General features: G+C 68.2%; 16 protein-coding genes and 4 pseudogenes. 9 read left to right on the top strand and 11 right to left on the bottom strand.

What is annotated here, in order from left to right; translation table 11 throughout:
• Positions 1 to 4 precede the first annotated feature (4 nt).
• Positions 5 to 2,491 (bottom strand): cell wall-binding repeat-containing protein, encoded by a 2,487-nt coding sequence (locus V9G19_RS21595; RefSeq protein WP_462287454.1) that lies wholly within the window; start codon positions 2,489 to 2,491, stop codon positions 5 to 7.
• A 210-nt stretch (positions 2,492 to 2,701) separates the two neighbouring features.
• Between V9G19_RS21595 and V9G19_RS21590 the strand changes: the two genes are divergently transcribed.
• Complete coding sequence (locus V9G19_RS21590; protein WP_462287453.1) at positions 2,702 to 4,015, top strand: anaerobic C4-dicarboxylate transporter family protein; 1,314 nt, start codon at positions 2,702 to 2,704, stop codon at positions 4,013 to 4,015.
• Positions 4,016 to 4,017: 2 nt separating this feature from the next.
• On the opposite strand, the gene V9G19_RS21585 is transcribed toward V9G19_RS21590, so the two are convergent.
• On the bottom strand, positions 4,018 to 4,221 hold the full coding sequence (locus V9G19_RS21585) for a hypothetical protein (RefSeq protein WP_462287452.1): 204 nt from the start codon (positions 4,219 to 4,221) through the stop codon (positions 4,018 to 4,020).
• A 103-nt stretch (positions 4,222 to 4,324) separates the two neighbouring features.
• A complete protein-coding gene (locus tag V9G19_RS21580) occupies positions 4,325 to 4,888 on the bottom strand; it encodes a YceI family protein (protein WP_462287451.1) in 564 nt (187 codons plus the stop codon).
• A 91-nt stretch (positions 4,889 to 4,979) separates the two neighbouring features.
• Here V9G19_RS21580 and V9G19_RS21575 point away from each other — a divergent pair, with 91 nt between their 5' ends.
• From V9G19_RS21575 to V9G19_RS21560, 4 genes are all read left to right on the top strand, one after another.
• The gene (locus V9G19_RS21575; protein ID WP_462287450.1) at positions 4,980 to 5,435 is read left to right on the top strand and encodes a MarR family winged helix-turn-helix transcriptional regulator; all 456 of its coding nucleotides are present in this window, start codon (positions 4,980 to 4,982) and stop codon (positions 5,433 to 5,435) included.
• A 55-nt stretch (positions 5,436 to 5,490) separates the two neighbouring features.
• Entirely contained in the window at positions 5,491 to 6,693 is a 1,203-nt protein-coding gene (locus tag V9G19_RS21570; protein ID WP_462287449.1) for an MFS transporter, read from the top strand.
• A 93-nt stretch (positions 6,694 to 6,786) separates the two neighbouring features.
• Positions 6,787 to 7,230: a pyridoxamine 5'-phosphate oxidase family protein gene (locus V9G19_RS21565; RefSeq protein WP_462287448.1), complete on the top strand. Its 444-nt coding sequence runs from the start codon at positions 6,787 to 6,789 to the stop codon at positions 7,228 to 7,230.
• Between the two features lie 77 nt (positions 7,231 to 7,307).
• Complete coding sequence (locus V9G19_RS21560) at positions 7,308 to 7,748, top strand: Lrp/AsnC family transcriptional regulator (protein ID WP_462287447.1); 441 nt, start codon at positions 7,308 to 7,310, stop codon at positions 7,746 to 7,748.
• 24 nt (positions 7,749 to 7,772) lie between these two features.
• Here V9G19_RS21560 and V9G19_RS21555 read toward each other — a convergent pair whose 3' ends face one another.
• On the bottom strand, positions 7,773 to 8,492 hold the full coding sequence (locus V9G19_RS21555) for a VOC family protein (RefSeq protein ID WP_462287619.1): 720 nt from the start codon (positions 8,490 to 8,492) through the stop codon (positions 7,773 to 7,775).
• A 63-nt stretch (positions 8,493 to 8,555) separates the two neighbouring features.
• Between V9G19_RS21555 and V9G19_RS21550 the strand changes: the two genes are divergently transcribed.
• Positions 8,556 to 9,155, top strand: a complete 600-nt coding sequence (locus V9G19_RS21550; RefSeq protein ID WP_462287618.1) for an MOSC domain-containing protein — start codon at positions 8,556 to 8,558, stop codon at positions 9,153 to 9,155.
• A 153-nt stretch (positions 9,156 to 9,308) separates the two neighbouring features.
• On the opposite strand, the pseudogene V9G19_RS21545 reads toward V9G19_RS21550, so the two are convergent.
• The 7 genes and pseudogenes from V9G19_RS21545 to V9G19_RS21515 all read right to left on the bottom strand — a co-directional run.
• Positions 9,309 to 9,872, bottom strand: a pseudogene (locus V9G19_RS21545) (putative sulfate exporter family transporter); the annotation flags it as partial.
• Positions 9,830 to 10,240, bottom strand: a complete 411-nt coding sequence (locus V9G19_RS21540) for a putative sulfate exporter family transporter (protein ID WP_462287617.1) — start codon at positions 10,238 to 10,240, stop codon at positions 9,830 to 9,832. The gene V9G19_RS21540 and the pseudogene V9G19_RS21545, both read right to left, overlap by 43 nt.
• Before the next feature lie 87 nt (positions 10,241 to 10,327).
• Positions 10,328 to 10,709 (bottom strand): annotated as a pseudogene (locus V9G19_RS21535) (RBBP9/YdeN family alpha/beta hydrolase); the annotation flags it as partial.
• 78 nt (positions 10,710 to 10,787) lie between these two features.
• Positions 10,788 to 11,084 carry a hypothetical protein gene (locus V9G19_RS21530; protein WP_462287446.1) on the bottom strand — a complete coding sequence of 99 codons (297 nt, stop codon included), beginning with the start codon at positions 11,082 to 11,084 and terminating at the stop codon, positions 10,788 to 10,790.
• A pseudogene (locus tag V9G19_RS21525) lies at positions 11,081 to 12,046 on the bottom strand (MFS transporter). Before V9G19_RS21525 ends, V9G19_RS21530 begins: the two are co-directional and overlap by 4 nt.
• A 180-nt stretch (positions 12,047 to 12,226) precedes the next feature.
• Complete coding sequence (locus V9G19_RS21520; protein ID WP_462287445.1) at positions 12,227 to 13,123, bottom strand: 3-keto-5-aminohexanoate cleavage protein; 897 nt, start codon at positions 13,121 to 13,123, stop codon at positions 12,227 to 12,229.
• Positions 13,090 to 13,200: pseudogene (locus V9G19_RS21515) on the bottom strand (taurine dioxygenase); the annotation flags it as partial. The pseudogene V9G19_RS21515 and the gene V9G19_RS21520, both read right to left, overlap by 34 nt.
• 182 nt (positions 13,201 to 13,382) lie before the next feature.
• Here V9G19_RS21515 and V9G19_RS21510 point away from each other — a divergent pair.
• From V9G19_RS21510 to V9G19_RS21500, 3 genes are all read left to right on the top strand, one after another.
• Positions 13,383 to 14,582, top strand: a complete 1,200-nt coding sequence (locus V9G19_RS21510) for a benzoate/H(+) symporter BenE family transporter (protein WP_462287444.1) — start codon at positions 13,383 to 13,385, stop codon at positions 14,580 to 14,582.
• A 118-nt stretch (positions 14,583 to 14,700) separates the two neighbouring features.
• Entirely contained in the window at positions 14,701 to 16,854 is a 2,154-nt protein-coding gene (locus V9G19_RS21505) for a beta-glucosidase (RefSeq protein ID WP_462287443.1), read from the top strand.
• A 32-nt stretch (positions 16,855 to 16,886) separates the two neighbouring features.
• On the top strand, positions 16,887 to 17,363 hold the full coding sequence (locus tag V9G19_RS21500) for a GNAT family N-acetyltransferase (RefSeq protein ID WP_462287442.1): 477 nt from the start codon (positions 16,887 to 16,889) through the stop codon (positions 17,361 to 17,363).
• The last annotated feature ends 79 nt before the right edge of the window (positions 17,364 to 17,442 follow it).

The raw sequence follows: 17,442 nt of genomic DNA, 5'->3' as shown, positions 1-17,442 counted from the left end.
TTCTTCAGTCTTCCAGATGGGATGCATCAGTCCAGGTCCGCCAAGACCTCGGCCGCGTTGCGCGCGGACCATCGCGCGTAGGCGTCCGACTCCAGTTCCGGGTCGGCCGCGGCCGCGTAGATCCGCGCATCACGCGCTGAGGCTCCGTGAGTCCCTGGAGCGATTCGTCAGTCGAGGTAGTCCTCGAGGTCCGCGGCGACACCCGAGGACACACTGGCGGGACCGCCGAGCACGACATCGTCTTGGGGTTGAGCCGCCGCAGCTCGGTGTGCACCGCCGCAGGGATCGAGTCCTCGCGAACCAGCAACAGCGGCGCCTTGCGCGATCCGGCAACCGGAGCCCCGGAGAGGGCGTCGGTGAAGATCTCACCCGAGGCGACGAAGACCAGGTCCGACCCGGACGAGAAGTTCTGCTGCGAGATCAGCGCGGACACGGCATACCGGTCGGCGCCAGAGACCCGGCTGGGGGTGACGCCGGTGACCGATTTGATCTGCGCGAGAACAGCGTCCGAGACGGATGCCGGGCCACCGAGGACGACGACCGACTTCGGCTTGACCCGCCGCAGCTCGGCGGAGATCACCGAGGGCAAAGTGTCCGGCGTGGTCAGCAGCATCGGAGCCTTGTTCTTGCCCGCCACCGGAGCTCCCGAGAGCGCGTCGGGGAAGACCAGCCCGGAGGCGACATACGCAACCGAGACACCGGGGTCGAAGGAGTCCTTCGAGATGGCGGCGGAGGTCGCGTAGCGGTCGGCGCCGGCGAGTCGGCGCACGTCCCCGTAGTAGGACAGCACCGAGGCGGTGTCCTCACTGATCGAGGCCGGTCCACCGAAGATGGTGGTGTCGAAGGCGGTGAGCCGGTCCATCTCCTGCGCGATCGGACGGGTGAGGGTGTCGCGCTTGACGAGCAGCAGCGGACCCCTGGCCCACGAGGCCACCCCAGCGCCGCTGAGGGCGTCGGTGAAGATCGAGCCGGACGCGAGGAACACCTTCCCGGTGGCGTCATAGAAGCCGTTGCGCGAGATGGTCGCCGAGGTCTCGTAGCGGTCCTCGCCGTACCACCGGGTCACCCCGGGCTCGATCGTCCTGCGGAAGCTGACCGTTGCGCCGGACGAGGTCGCGGACTCGACGGTGATCCGCATCCCGCCGGGGAAGGTGTAGGAGTCACCGGCGTCGAGGCCGGGGTGGTGATCGCGAGGCACCAGGGATCCGGAGGCATGGAAGTCGACGACGTCATACTCCGACACTTCCGTGTCCGGGAGATAGAACTGCCGGACGATGACCCCGCCGCCCGGGACCGTCGCGACGGTGCCGTCGGGCAAGGTGGTGGTGTTGTTGTTGATCCAGTCGTCATACCCGGTTGGCGTGCGATATTCCATCTCGTAGCGCCAGGGGCCGTTGTAGAAGACGACGCTACGGGTGCCGCTCGCGGCGGCGACGGGCGCGAGGGTCACGGTGTCGTCGCCGGTCACGGTCTGCCGGCCGCTGTCGGGGATGACGCCGAGCCGCCACCGGTTGCCGGCGGCGAGGGCGCCCGCCGCGCGGTTGCCCATGATGTCCCACGGGTCGTTATAGGTCTCCTGCTCGCAGTAATCCGACACCGGCACGATGGCCGTGTGTGCGGCATCCGTCCAGCAGGTCAGTGCTCCGCCGTGCATGAGATAGAGGTTGTGCCCGAACTCGTGGGCGTAGGTCTGCCCGGCCACCCCGCCGTTGACGAGGAAGATGGCGCCCTTTGTTGTTCCGGTGATCGGATCGGCGTGGGCGCCGAGGCTGGCGACGCCCGACCAGTAGCAGGTGCTCGTATAGGGGAGGACACCGATGATGTGGTTCTTCACCCCGGACGGCTGCGCCGGGATCGCATCCTCGACCTCGCGGAAGAGGGCCTCGGCGTCGCAGTTTGCGATCGCATCCGCGGATGGGGTGATCTTGACCGGCGAATATGCCTTGTCGACAACGAGTTTCACTTTGCCGAAGGTGTTGTCGGACCAATAGGTGCTGGCGTATGCCGTGGCCGCCGGACCATTGGTCGGCGTCTCTTCCGAGCCGGTCCAATAGACGGGAACGATGACGGCGTGGTGGGTCCCGAGGACGTCCTCGGCGCGCTGGGCGCCGGCGTCGCGCAAGCCGGAGATCTTCGCGCTGCCCTGGCGAACCTGGTCGGCGATGTCCTGCGAGGTGCGGCCGGCCACGTCGGTCCCGGTGACGGTGACGTCGACCGGTCCGGAGCGGACCGTGCTCGCGAGCGCCGCGTCGATCGGCACGGGGGTCCTGTCGATGGTGAGGTATGCCCGGGTCTCACCACGCGCGTGTCCGGCGCGGTCCTCCCGGCCGTCGACGACGATGCGGCCGAGGGCGCCGGTGACAGTCACCGATCCTGCCGGAGTGGGAGCCGGATCGGCCCCCGCCGTCCCGCCGCCCACAACGAGGCCGGTCGCGGTCACCACCGCCGCCCACGTCACCGATATCGTCGAGTTCCTGTGCGTGCGTGCCATGGTTGCGCTCCCTCGTGACGACCCGGACCGACCGGACGTTCGACAGTGGTGACGCCGCCCGCCGCAGCGAGGTTGCGCTGGGGTGAGGTTAGGTGAGAACCGCGACACTGGGAGCACTAGGCAGGTTGGGCCGGGTAGGAGGAGACTCGTCAGGCCAACTGCGCGGGTCAGCCCTGCCGCGCACTGAACTCGACCGACACCGAGGTTGCCGTGATCTGGTTCCACCTGCTCATCGCATTGCTGTTCATCGTTGTTGGGGCTCGGCTGGGTGGCATCGGGATTGGACTTGCCGGCGGCGCCGGCGTCCTCCTCTTGGCTGCGACCGGGCTGCATACCAAGGCGGCGGAGGATGTCCCGTGGGCGGTGATCGGCATCATCATGTCGGTGATCTGCACGGTCGCCGCGCTGCAGGTCGCCGGCAGCATCGACCATCTCGTGCACCTGACCGAGGCGTTGTTGCGCAAGCATCCGCAGCAAATCACCTACCTTGCGCCGTTCGTCACCTACATGCTCTCGCTGCTGTGCGGGACTGGGCACACGGCATACTCCGTCATCCCGGTCATCGTCGATGTTTCCAAGGAGCGGGGAATTCGCCCGTCCCGCCCGCTGTCGATCGCGGTCGTGGCCTCGCAGGTCGCCGTGGCGGCCTCGCCCATCTCGGCGGCGATGGTGGCCTTGGTGGCCGCGCTCGAACCGTTGAATATTGGCTACTTGCAGTGTCTCGCCGTTGTCATCCCGACGACCTTCCTCGGTTGCCTGGTCGGGGCCGTCGTCGCCTCGCGGATGGGGGTCGAACTCAAGGACGACCCCGTCTATCAGGAGCGGATGGCCAAGGGCCTGGTGGCCAAGAGCGTGGCCGGTGATGCGGCATACACCCCAGCGCGCAGCGCGGTGCCGAGTCTGTGGATCTTCTTCGCCGCGCTGATCGCCGTGGTCTCCTATGCGACCGTGACGTCCAAGCAACTCGGCATCGTCGACGATCCGGTGATGGACTCGACCTCCGCGATCATGACGATCATGCTCTCCACCGCAGCGATCATCTGCCTGGTCGCGCGCAAACCCACGGCCTCGATCGCCGATCAGGGCACGTTCAAGGCCGGTATGACCGCGGCCATCTGCATCATGGGGCTGGCCTGGCTCGGCAACGTGTTCGTCAACAACTACGTCGACGAGATCCGCTCGGCGCTCGAGGGCCCGCTGCAGAGCCAGCCGTGGCTGCTCGCCGTGTTCTTCTATTTCGCTGCACCGCTGATGTTCTCGCACGCGGCGACGACGATCGCCTTCATGCCACTGATGGTCAAACTCGGATTGCCTGGCGTGGCGCTGCTCGCCAGCTACCCGGCCGTCGCGAACTACTACCTGCTCCCCAACTACCCGACGACGGTTGCGGCGATGCAAATGGATGACACCGGCTCCACGCGCGTGGGCAAATTCGTCCTCGACCACCCGTTCGTCATCCCCGGAACCGTCTCGATCATCGTCACCGTGGGGCTGGGATTTCTCATCGCGCCGTTCGTCATCTGATGTCAGTCCTGTTGCGCCCGGAACTGCAGCTCGGCGCACACGCGGCGCAGGTCCGCATCGCTGGGGTATGCCGCGGCGAGGCTCCCGCGACCCCATCGATGTGCCGGGGTCGAACCGGACGAGCCGGACCCTCCCAACCGGAAGCTACCCAGTCCGGGGAGGGTGAAGCGCGGCTGGCGAAGAGACAGACTGTGCAGGTGTGCCATAACGCAATTCTAGAGAACGGCCCGCGCAATTCGATGGCGAGTTATTGTCCATCAGCTCTTCCGGCGCAATAACTCCCGACTTCTGGCGAATCCTACGCAATGATCAGCCGGCTTTGATCGCCGAAACCTCGAACTCCAGGACGACCTTCTCGCCGACCAGGACGCCGCCGGTCTCCAGCGCGGCATTCCAGGTGATTCCGTAGTCCTTGCGGTTGATGGTGACCGCGCCCTCGAAGCCGGCGCGGAGATTCCCGAACGGGTCGGTGGCCGCACCGTCGAACTCGAAGGGAACCGTCACGGTGTTCGTCACGCCCTTGATGGTCAGGTCACCCGTGATGTTGACGCTCGTGTTGCCGCTCGGCTCGACGCCGGTGGAGACAAAGGTGATGGTCGGGTGCTCCGCCAGCGACAGGAAGTCGTTGCTGCGCAGGTGCTCATCACGCTGCTCGTTGCGTGTGTCGATGCTCGCGGCCTGGATCGTGACGGTCACCGACGACGCGGCCAGGTTGCCTCCGTCGACGACCGCTGTGCCCTCGAACTCGTTGAAGGAGCCGCGGACCTTGGTCACCATCGCGTGCCGGGCGACGAAGCCGATCCGGGTGTGTGCCGGGTCGAGGGTCCACGTTCCGGTCAGCTCGGCAAGGGTCGCGGGGGCGGTGATGGTCATGTCGGTCCTTCACTTATCGAGATTTGGTGATGTGTCACCTTTAGCATGACGCACCTTAGGTGATATGTCAACTATTCCGTATGATGGACCAATGGCAACCGCGAATGTCTGGCTCACCGACAGCGAGCAAGCGCTCTGGCGGCGCTGGATTCGCGTGAACCTGTTGTTGTCCGCCGGCCTCCACCGGGAGTTGCAGCGAGACTCCGAGCTGTCCCTGCCGGACTTCGAGGTGCTGGTGCACCTGAGTGAGAGCCCCGATGGCCGGGTCCGCGTCTGCGATCTGGCCGCCGGACTGCAATGGGAGCGCTCGCGCCTCTCCCACCACGTCTCGCGGATGGAGCGGCGCGGCCTCGTCGCCCGGGCGGGGTGCCCCGAGGACGGCCGCGGCGCCTTCGTGGCGATCACCGCATCCGGACGCTCATCGATCGAGCAGGCCGCCCCGGGGCACGTGCGGGAGGTGCGACGGCTCCTCTTTGATCAGTTGAGCGCGGCTGAGGTTGGCATGCTGACGGCTGCCCTCGACAAGGTTCTCGCCGGTATGGAGTAGTAGCCACCGCATGGCCGACCGGCACCACTGCCGACCTGGCGGACAATGGTGCATCGTGTTCGCTCCCTATCGGTCGCTCGTCACGATCCCTGGCATCGGTCCGTTCATCGTCGGCGCCTTCCTGGCCCGTGTAGGCGGCGCGATGTTTGGCGTTGCCGTCATCGTCATGGTCAGCAGCCGGCGCGGGTCCTATGGGCTGGCGGGCGCGGTGTCTGCCGTTGGTGTGTTGGTCCTTGCCGCGGCCGGCCCGCTGATCGGCCGGCTCATCGACAAATACGGTCAGCGGCGGGTCGCTCTGCCGTTCATGGTGTCCTCCTTCCTCTTTTCCGTGGCGTGCACGGCGTGCTCGCTCGCGGACGCGCCGGTGTGGACGCTCTTCGTCACGTATGCCGCGTCCGCCTGCCTGCCGGAGATGGGCCCCCTGACCCGGGCCCGCTGGGCCTACGTTCTGCGCGATCAGCCCGACCGGTTGCACGTCGCCATGTCCTTCGAGCAGGTCGCCGACGAGGCGGGATTCGTCCTCGGGCCGGTCATCGCGGTCGGTCTGTCCACCCTCGTTCTCCCCGAGGCGGGCCTGCTCGCCGCGGCGATCCTCTTCGGCGTCGGGACCTTCGTCGTGCTACAGAACCGGGCCACGGAGCCGGTCGTCGTCCCCCATCACGAGCGCCCGGCCGGGCTGGCGGTCCGTTGCCCGGGCCTGGTGCCCGTCACCATGGCGCTGACGATGACCGGCGTCATCTTCGGCGGGAACGAGGTGGTCGCGGTGGCCGTCGCGGACGAGGCAGGGCAAAAGCCGTTCTCCTCCGTCGTTCTTGCCCTATTTGCCCTGGGGTCGATGATTGCCGGTCTTGCCTACGGCGCCCGCACCTTCGGCTCGAGCCTCGCTAAGCGGCTCGGGTTGACTGCGGCCGCCATGGCCGTGCTTGAGGTGCCCGCCCTCTTCGCTCCGTCGTTGTGGTGGCTGGCTGGCGTCATGCTCGTGGCCGGCTGCGCCACCGCCCCGCTCCTCATCACCGCGATGACGCTCAGCCAGCGAATCCTGCCGCGGGCCTTGGTCACCGAGGGCCTGGCGATTGCCGTCACCGGAATTCTCGTCGGGATCTCGCTCGGCACGGCAATCGCGGGTTGGGCGGTGGAGCATCTCGGTGCCCAGGAGGCGTATGCCGTGCCGGTGCTGGCCGGCGGCCTCGCCGTGCTCATCATCGCGCTCTCGCGTCCCGTGCTCGTGCGCGCCGAACGGGCGGCCACAGCCGGCTGAGAAAACCCGTTGTCCCGCGGCGACCGTGGTGGCCGGCCCCGAGCTCACCGGCGTCAACGGTGTCGTCGGTGTTGGCACGTAGCGTTAGGGCCCATGAGTCCCGACACCTTCCCACTCGATACCTCCGAGGCGTCCGCCGAGACGGTGCAGCAGCGCCTCGAGTCCGACATCATCGGGTGGCTCACCACCGTCCGCCCCGACGGGCGCCCGCACGCCGTGCCGGTGTGGTTCCTGTGGCAGGGCAACCGAGCGCTGATCATGAGCGAGCCGATCACTCAGAAGGTCGAGAATGTCCGCAACGCGCCGCACACGCTGCTGCATCTGCATACGGACGAGACCGGCAACGGCGTCGTGGTGCTCACCGGAACGGCCGCGATCAGCAACCGCAGTTCCACCGAGTGGCTGCCCGAAATCCGGGAGTCCTACACCGCGAAGTATGCCGCCGCGATGGAGCGCTTCGGCATGGGTTTGAACGCCTTCGCCGAGCAATTCTCGCTCGTCATCGAGTTCACGCCCACAACCCTGACCGTATGGTGACGGCCACGCCGTGCGGGTTGAGCACCCTCAAGTCGTGAATTCCTGCTCAATAGCGCCCGCGCCGCAATAATCCTAAGGTGGATCGGATAGATAAGGCAATACTCGACAACCTGGCGCGCGACGGTCGACTCAGCAACCAAGACCTCGCCGATCGCATCGGCCTTACCCCGGCTCCGTGCCTTCGTCGGGTCCGCCGCCTTGAGGCCGACGGCGTCATCACCGGCTATGTCGCCCGCATCGACCCGGGGCGACTCGGCCGCGGTTTCGAGGTCATCGTCAATGCCGAGATCCGAGCCAAGGACCGGACCACCGTGGTCGATTTCGAGGCGCGGGTGTGCGCCATGGAGGAGGTCGTCGAGTTGCGCCGGATGTTCGGGCTGCCGGACTACCTCCTGCGCGTCCGGGTCGCCGACGCCGAAGCCTACGAACGGTGGTTGACGACCAAGCTCATGGGCGATCCCGCCATCGCTCGCGTCGACTCCCGCCTGACGATGAAGCTCCTGAAGTCGCAGGACTGAAACGAGCGCGCGACTCCACTGTTGTTACGGGTCGGCCAGGATGCAGAACTCGTTGCCGGACAGGTCCCGCATAACGACCCACGAATGCCCGTGGGCCCACGCCTCCTGGGCCTTGGTTGCGCCCAGGGATAGGGCGAGGGCGACAAGCTCGGCCTGGTCCGGCCCGTCGGCCTCGGGTCGGACATCAAGGTGGGTGCGGTTCTGCCGCTCTTTGGGCGCCGGCTCCGGGCAGAACTCCAAGAGCGGTCCCCGCAGGCTCGGGTGCCGCATGGTGACCGGAGCGATCCCGTCGGCGGGCACCCAGCCGGTGAGGGCGGCATACAACTGCGCTTCTCGCTGTGGGTCCACGCAATCGAGGGGGAGCGCCGCGATGGGGTCGGTGTCGCAATAGGCCGCGCGCTCCTCCATGACGCAGAAAGCGTTTCCGTCCGGGTCGGCGAGGACGACCCAAGGGACATCCCGCTGGCCGATGTCCACGGTCGTTGCCCCGAGCGCGAGCAAGCGGTCGACCACGGCGTCCTGGTCGGCGCCGCTGAACAGGTCGAGGTGCAGGCGCCACCGCGGGGGCGGGGGATCGGTGACCGGTTCGAGGCAGATGTCGAACCAGGGCCCGCCGAGAATCTGCAGCCGCCCCTCGTAGGAATCGGCCGTGGCGAGATTATCGATGAGTCCGAGCGCGTCCGACCAGAAGCGGCCGGTGCGTTCGACGTCGCGGGCCTGGATGACGATGTTCTCGATCCCCATCCGCAACACCCTAGGCGCTCGCGCCACACTGGGCGCATGCCAATTCACGACACCGCGACCGAGATGCCGGCGAGGGTGGTCGCCGTCTGTCGAGACACCGATCACCGCTTCAGCAAACCGGCGCAGGCCGCGATCACGCTCGTCGCCGGTCTGGGGGTCGAGGGAGATGCACACTCGGGGACGACGGTGAAGCACCGCTCGCGGGTCCGGAAGGACCCGGCGCAGCCAAACCTCCGGCAGGTCCACCTCATCCACAGCGAATTGTTCGCCCAAGCGGCAGAGCGCGGCTACGCGCTCGCTCCGGGTGACCTGGGCGAGAACATCACGACCGCCGGCCTCGACCTGCTCGTCCTCCCGGTCGGCACGCGGGTGCGCATCGGTGACGCGGTGTTGAGGGTGACCGGCCTGCGCAATCCCTGCCAGCAGATCAATGCCTTCCGCCCGGGGCTGCTGCGGGTCGTCGTCGGGCGCCCGGATGGCGTGCGCACCGACTCCGAGGTCAGGCTCGGTCCGACCGGAGGCGCGCTGACGGTCGACGGGCAGCCGGTGGTCCGCAAGGCCGGCATCATGGCCGTCGTCGAAACCGGTGGGGTGGTCCGGCCCGGGGACGTGATCACCGTCGAAATTCCCGCCGGCCCGCCCCATCCGTTGACGCCCGTATGAGGCTCGACGGATTGCTTGCCGCGGCCTACACGAGGTGGAGGCCGGTGGCGGCGATGGCGATGACGAGGAGGGTGGCGAGCAGCCCGAGGAGCGCGGCCGGGGGCCGAGGAGGCGGAGGGTGGCCACCCGCACCGAGACGCCGAGGGCGAACATCGCTGCCCCCAGGCACAGGCCCTGCAGCAGGGCGGCGGCGTCGAGAACGGTCGCGGCGGGTGCGAGCACGGTGCGCCCCAGCGAGGCGGCCAGGAACCCGACGAGGAACAGTGGCACCAGCGCAGGCCTGCGCTTGCCGGCAGCATCGAGCGGTGCAGAGCCGGCGGCAGCCTGGGCAGCCGCCGAGCGCCGCGCCCACCAGGAGACGCCCAACACCACGGGGGCGAGGAGGGCGACGCGGGCGAGCTTGACGACGATTGCCGGGCCGACGGCGTCCGGGCCAAGCAGCGATCCGGCGGCGACCACCTGGGCGACCTCGTGAATCGAGGCCCCGGCGAGCAGGGCGCTACCGTTGGCATCGAAGCCGAGCGCCGGCGCCAGCAGGGGGAGCAGCGGGATCATCAGCGTCCCGAAGACGACGACGAGCGCGATGCTCGCGACGACATCCTCCTCCTTCGGATCGGCGACGCTTTCGACGGCGGCAATCGCCGCGGCCCCGCAGATCGAGAACCCGCACGCGATCAGCAGCCGCTGCCCGAGCGAGAGCTGCAACCCGAGCAGCACGATCTGCCTCGCGCTCGCCTACCGCCACTTCGCGCGCAAGGCTGCCCGAGCGAGAGCTGCAACCCGAGCAGCACGATCCCGATCCGCAGCACTCGGCGCGCGGCCACGGCCAGCCCGGGAGCGAGGGCCGCCGGCAACCGGCCGAGGTTGCCCGCCAGCGCCCCGAGGAGGATGCACACGTGCACGGCGTTGATCAGCGGCGCGCCGCGGTGGGCCAGCTGGGCGGCCGCCGACACGGTGAACGCCAGCGCCACACCGGGCAGCCACCTCAGCTGCCCGCGGCCCGGCCCGTCCCCGGCGACGGAGGCCCCGGGATGCGGGGGAGCGGGCACGGGACGCACGGGAGCAGTGTCCACGGCGGCGCTCATCGCCCCCACCCGCGCCTGGAGCGAGGCAATGAGTGCCGCGATGCCCGGCCACGCGCCATACCCCGACGAGGGGTTGGCGTGCCCCACGGAACCGAGCCGCACCACCTCGGCGCCCCATGCCTCTGCGAGCGCGAGGACGTCCGGCACCGGCCTGAGCGGGTCGGTCGCTGACGCCGACCGCCGCCGGAAAGGGCAACCGCTCGGCCGGGAGCGGCAGCCAGCCGTGCGCGCCGAGGTCGGCCAGCCGCGGGTATGCCGCGGGCAGCTCGGCCGTGAGGGTGGGCGGGGTCACAAGCAGCGCCGCGGTGACCCGCGAGGTGGTGCCCCACGCCGCGCAGTGCACAGCAGTCAGGGAGCTCGCGCTGTGAGCCACCAGGACAACCGGTGAATCAGCTTGGGCGACAGCGGCGTCCAAGTCCTGCATACGACCGGCGAGGTCGAGGGGAGTGCGGTCGGTTCGCAGGTGCACCGCTCCCGAATCCCGCGCCACATGCTCCTGCAAGTGCTCCGGCGCCGGGGCCACGCAGACCCGGCACCAAGATCACGGTCACGGCGCGACCCGCGGGGCAGCGGCCGTCGCGGCAGCGTCGGCATCCGGATCGCCGGTGTCGACACCGGGACCGGCCAGACCGAGGCGGGTCAGGCTCGAGTGGTGGGTGCGCCAGCCGACGAGGAGGGCGGGGATCGCCAGCACGCCGACCCAGGGCACGATCCGTAGCGCGCCGGCCAGCCCGAGGGAATCCGCGATCCGGCCGGTGACTATCGGGCCGAGCGCCAGCCCGAGCAGGTTGTTGGCGAGGGATAACGTTGCGAACGCCGACGCCCGGATCGAGGGGACGGTCAAGGTGGCGACCATGGCGCCGGCCGGCCCGGCGGGGCCGGAACAGAAGAAGGCGGCCACGGCGAGCAGCCGAGCTGTACGCCACCCGGCCGCAACGAGAACGCTGCGACGAAGAAGGTCAGGGCGATCACGGCATACAGGATCGAGCTGGTCCACTTGCGTTCCGCACGGTGGCGGCTGACCCAGTCGCTGATGATGCCCGTTCCGACCATGCCGACGCCGAGCAGGAGCAGATAGAGCGCCGCGAGCTTGCCGGCCCGGTCGGGCGCCATGCCATAGGTTCGGTTGAAGAAGCTCGGCAGCCACGCGAGCAGCGTGCCGGTCATAAACAGCTGCAGTCCGCTGCCGAGGTAGGCCATGATGACCGCAGGCGTCGAGAACAGCGTCCGGAAGCGTGCCCGCGTCATCAGCGTCGCCGACTCCGGCTCCAAATGCGCTGCCGCGTCGGGGATTTCGTGGTCCAGTAGGCGCTTCTCGGTGATCGTCAACGCATAGATGACCGCGAGAACGAGCCCGAGAACGCCCATGACGACGAACGCCGGCCGCCACCCATAGCGCACGGCGATCATCCCGCCGATGAGCACGCCGAGGACCGACCCGAACGCCCCGCCGCCGAGGAAGGCGCCCGAGAGGGTCGAGCGCAGGTGCGGCTTGAAGACGAGGGAGACGACGGCCAGGCCGATGCTGCCGTATGCCGCCTCGCCCACTCCGACGAGGACGCGGGCGGCGAGCAGCTCACCGTAGTTGGAGGCTCAGGCCGACCCGAGCGTCGCCAGAATCCAGACCCCGGCCATCGCGATGATGGCCCGGGCCCGGCCGAAGCGGTCCCCGAGGACGGAGAGGGGGACCGCCAGCAGGCCGACGGCGATGGACACGACGCTGTTGAGTGTGCCGAGAGCGGTGTCGGACAGGCCCCATTCGGAATTGAGGAAGGGGAAGACCGCCGCATGCACCTGCCGGGACATGTAGTCCGACAGCAGCAGGGCGAAGGTGAGCCCGAAGACGAGCCTGGGGAAGAAGCGCGAGCGCACCGCGCTGACGGCGACGGGCTCGACTGGTGCGGAACTGACAGTGGGCGGGGCCTCGGTGGTGGTCACCGGCGTCATCGTGGACATCTTTGTCTCCTAATCGGATTCGGCCGTGGGTCAGGCGTGCATGAGGAAGCCCAGCTGATCGGGCTTGCGGTTGGGCGGGAAGCCGAGGCGGGCGAGGGTGTCGTCGACGTCGTCATACCAGGTGCCGATGCGGTATTGGTCGCGAGCGTCCTTGGCGTCGGCGATGCCGCGGCCCATCTCCATAGCGAGGCGCACAATCTGCTCGATCTGCTCGACCGAGGTGGCGCGCACGTCCTTCTGGCCCCACAGGGTGTCCTCGTTGCCGCAGCGGGTGTGCAGGCCCATGGCCACGGCCATCGCGTTGACGGGCAACACATTTCGCTGGATGGAATCCAGCGTCAAGGTGGCGCCGTCCGGCACGCGGCGGATGAACTCCATCATGTTGTAGGGGCTCGGGCCGTCGAAGCCGCCGCCGATGGCGACCCAGGTGATGTTCAGTGGTCCGAGGTAGATGCCGCGCCGCACGAGCCGCTCGACGGTCTCGAGCTGGGCGATATTTGCCAGCTGGAGGTGCGGCTGAATATCGTTGGCGCGCAACCGCAACAGGTGTTCGGCGACCCACTCGGGGCCGGCGGGGACGGTCATCTCGGCATAGGTGCGCGCCAGGTCGGGACGCTCGAAGGAGGTGCCGCGGATGTCGTCGGCGGTCATCAGCTCCATGATGTTCATCTGGTTGGTGTTGATGGCGATGGTGACCTGATCGGGTTTGGGGTCGAGCTCGGCGAGGAGGTGCCGGGTGTCGTCACTGAGCCACTTCGCGTCGGCGCCGTCTCCCCCGGGGACGAACGAAATCGAGCCGCCGACCTGCCGGTCGCCGCAGATGCCGGCGCGTCCATCCGGCGCCGGCCGGGCCAGTAGTCCATGACGGCGTAGTGCTGGGTCGAGCGGTTGTCCCAGATCGCGACGGAGCCGGCTTCCCAGCGCCACCGGACTTGGTAATCGGGGATGGTGGCCCGGTGCTGCAGGTAGGTCAGCAGCGCCGGGGGACTGTGCACGAAGTCCATGCGGTGGATGACCCGCTCGGGGGTGTGGATGAGCGCGCGTGCCGGCGCCGGTCCGGCTGCGCGGTGACGGGGGCTGCGGGAGACTGATCGCCATGGCAGTGAGTAAGGCCCGCCACGGTGCCCAACACCGGTACGAACGGCCGCCAGCACCGTGGTTGTCCGCGAGCGACGTTGCTCGTGACGTGACCGTGCACTCGGTGTCGGCCGGCGTCGTCGCGTGGCTATTTGCCGTAACCGGTCCAGTGGCCATCATTCTCAGCGTCGCCCGAGCCGGCGACCTCGGTGACCGTGAGACCTCCTCGTGGATTTTTGGGGCCTTTGTGTTTAACGGCGTCCTCACGATCATCACCTCGTGGCTCTATCAGCAGCCGTTGGCGTTCTTTTGGACCATTCCCGGGGCCGTCGTGGTCGGCACCGCGCTCATCCACCTGCCGTGGTCGCAGGTCCTCGGCGCCTTCCTCGTGACCGGGGTCCTGATGACCGTGCTCGGGCTCAGTGGACACGTGCGGGACACGATGGCGCTCCTGCCGATGCCCATCGTGATGGCGATGGTGGCCGGGGTCTTCCTCAAATTCGGCGTCGAGTTGTTCACCGCGATGGTTGCCCTGCCGTGGGTGGTCGTGCCCATGACGCTCGCCTATCTCATCGTCGCGGCGCGCCCGCGGCTCGCGCACTGGGTGCCGCCCGTTCTCGGCGCCCTGGTCGTGGGCATGCTCGCCGTCCTCCTTAGCGGGGCATGGCCGCCGTTGACCGTGTCGCACTGGATCGTGCGCCCGGAGCTGCAGGCCCCGCAGTTCACCGCCCAGGCCCTCCTCGAACTCGTCGTGCCGTTGGCTATCACCGTGCTCGTCGTCCAGAACGGCCAGGGCCGCGCTGTGCTCACCGAGGCCGGTCACCACCCGCCGATGAACGTCATCACGATCGTGTGTGGTATCTGGTCGGTCGCCGCCGGGGCTGTCGGGGCCGTCTCCACGTGCCTCGCCGGCCCGGCCAACGCCCTGTTGGTGGACTCGGGCGAGCGGCGGCGCCAATACACGGGCGCGATCGTTTGCGGAGTTCTCTCCGTGGCCTTCGGCATCCTCGCGCCGGTGACCGTGCGGATCATGCTCGCGGCGCCGGCGGCGTTCATCGCGGCCATCGCCGGGCTCGCCATGCTGCAAGCACTGCGGGGAGCCTTTGTCACGGCTTTCGCCGGCCGGTTCACCTTCGGAGCCCTGGTCTGCCTGTTGGTGACGATCAGCAATATCACCGTCTTGAATATCTCGTCCGCCTTCTGGGGAATCGTGGCCGGCCTGGCCACGACGGCGACATTGGAGCGCTCCGAGTTGCGCGAACACGTCGCCGGAGTGCGGCACCAGGCAAGGGATCGCACGCCGGGGTGACGGGCCCCGTCGACGCCGAGTCTGCAATCATGACGCGCGGCCCGATCCGTCAACGCTGCTCAAACGTCGGTCGCGCCGAGCCCGTGCGCGATTGACCACGGCGGAGTTAAATGGGCTCGTGATCACCGACGACCGCACCTGGCTCGATCCGACACGCCCGCCTCGCGACCGCGCCGAGGCACTGGTTGCAGCAATGTCCCTGGAGCAGAAGATCGCCCAACTGCATGGGGCAATGGAGACCATCGACATCTATGGCCTCGACGCTCACGCCGAGACCCCCGAGGAGATGGAGCAGCTCGCCGCCCAGATCCGGGTGGAGCGGCACGTCGCGGCCATCGACGACCTCGGCATACCTCGCTTCCGCATCACCAACGGCCCGGTCGGGGTCGGGATGGGCGACGGCACCCCATCGCCCCCGGCGACCTCCCTCCCGATGACGATCGGCGTCGCCGCCGGCTTCGATCCTGCGTTGGCAGCGGCATACGGCGACATCATCGGGAGCGAGACAGCGACGCTCGGCCAGCACGTCCTCGAAGGCCCAGGCCTGTGCCTGCACCGCCTGCCCACCGGCGGACGGAACTTCGAGTACTTCAGCGAGGACCCCTATCTCACCGGCGTTATGGGCGTGGAGGTCACCAAGGCCCTGCAGTCCCATGACGTCATCGCCATGGCCAAGCACTATGTCGTGAACGACACCGAGAACGAGCGCTTCCGCACCAGCGTCGAGGTCGACGAGCACGTCCTGCGCGAGCTCTATCTGCTGCCCTTCGAAATGGTCGTCAAGGATGCCGATATCGCGGCGATCATGAGCGCCTACAACCGGATTCGCGGGACCTACGCAACCGAGAACCGCTACACGCTCACCGATGTTCTGCGCCGCGAATGGGGCTTCGAGGGGTATGTGCAGAGCGACTTCTGGTCGTGCCGTTCAGCCGCGGCCTCGTTGGGCGCCGGGATGGACCACGAGATGCCTGACGCCAAGTGGCTCAACGAGGACAACGTCAAGAACGCCCTCAACGACACCAGCCTGGAGATCGAGACCGTCGACCGGGCCCTCGTGCGCCGGCTCACCCAGATGTTCCGCTTCGGCCACTTCGAGCGGCCCTATGCCCCGGGTGAAATTGACGCTGCCGGACATGGCGCGATCTCGCGCCGGATCGGCGGACAGATCGCCGTCCTGCTCAAGAACGACGAGGCGCTCTTGCCGTTGCGGCCCGATGCCGGCCGGCTGTTCATCGTCGGCCAGTCGACGTATGCCGAATTCGCCTGCCAAGGCGGGGGCGGCTCGTCCAAGGTCGACCCGCTCTATACGGTCGATCCGCTTCCCGGCCTGCGCGACGTCATCGCCGATCTCGGCGGGTCCGCGAGCGCGGAGCAGTTCATCGTGGGCAGGGATCTGGCCAATCTGGACGACGCCGTCGCGGCGGCCGCCGACGCCGACGTGGTGGTCTTGATGGTCGGCGTGGTTGCCACCGAGGGCGCCGACCGGGCGGCCATCGACCTGCCCCACGACCAAGACCGACTCGTCGCCGCCGTGCTCGCGGCCAACCCGCGGACTGTCGTCGTCCTGAAGGACGCCAGCCCGGTGGCGATGCCGTGGATCGAGGAGGCACACACGGTCCTGGAGGTGTGGAACCAGGGCACCGAGGACGGCCACGTGGTCGGTGATTTGCTCTTCGGCGTAGTCAACCCGTCCGGCAAGTTGCCGACGACCTATCCGAAGTCGTTGGCGGACAACCCGACCGGAAATAACCCCTCCCGCTATCCCGGCGTCGACGAGGGCGAAGGGTGGCCAACGATGCGCTACTCGGAGGGCCTCGAGATGGGCTACCGGTGGTATCAGGCGCGGGGTATCGAGCCGCTGTTCCCGTTTGGTTTCGGGCTGTCCTACACCACCTTCGAGGTGTCCGACCTGGCGGTCGACGCGGGCAGCGAGCCAGGAGTGTCGCTGCTGACCGTGCGGGCGACGGTCACCAACACCGGGCCGGTGCCGGGTGCCGAGGTGGTCCAGGTTTATCTCGGCCTCCCGGCGCAGGGCCAGCCGCCCAAGCGGCTCGTCGGGTTTGCCAAGGTCGCGCTCGATCCCACGCAAAGTGAGGCGGTCGAGATCGTCATCGATCCCGGCGCGACCAACCATCCGCTGTCGGTTTGGTCGTATGCCGCTCGGGACTTCGTCCTCCCCCCGGGCGAGGTGGTCGTGCATGTGGGAACCTCCAGCGTTGACACCGTCGAGGTGGGCCGGGTCTCCCTCACGGAGAGCAGGAGCCGGTAACCGACCAGCGAGACTCTCGAGAGACTTCCGGGATGCTGCCGGAGTATTCCGATCTGGTGTTGCGGCGTGCCACTCGTGACGATCTCGTCCAGGTCGAGTCGATTATCCGAGCGGCCTTCGCGCCATACCTGGGGGTGGTCTCCCCGCCGCCCGCTCCGCTTCACCAAAGCTATGACGGCCTGCTGTCGGCCTCACGATCGTGGGTGGTGGAACGGGATAGCCACATCGTGGGTTGTGTGGTCTGCGAGGTCGTAGCCGATCGGCTGCAGATCGACACCGTTGCCGTGCACCCGGATCACCACGGCCACGGCGTGGGTCGGCAACTGATTGCGCGAGCCGAACAGGAGGCGCGCGAACTCGGGCTCAAGACCGTCACCCTGTACACGAACGCGGCCATGTCCGACAATTTGGAGTGGTATCCGCAGTTGGGCTACCTCGAAACCGGCCGCAGGCAGGACCAGGGCTGGCACCGGGTCTTCTTCACGAAGGTCATCGAGTCAGATCGCTGACCCGGCCTGGCTCGGCTCCGCACCCGCGGAGGTTCCGGATCGTCGCCCGGCAGGAGCGCTGCCGGTCCCCAGCCCAGAA

Origin of the sequence: Nostocoides sp. (assembly GCF_037045025.1) — a bacterium.
Lineage (GTDB): Bacteria > Actinomycetota > Actinomycetes > Actinomycetales > Dermatophilaceae > Nostocoides_A.
Note: the sequence above shows the minus strand (reverse complement) of the source record. Positions and strands in the feature narration are given on the sequence as shown.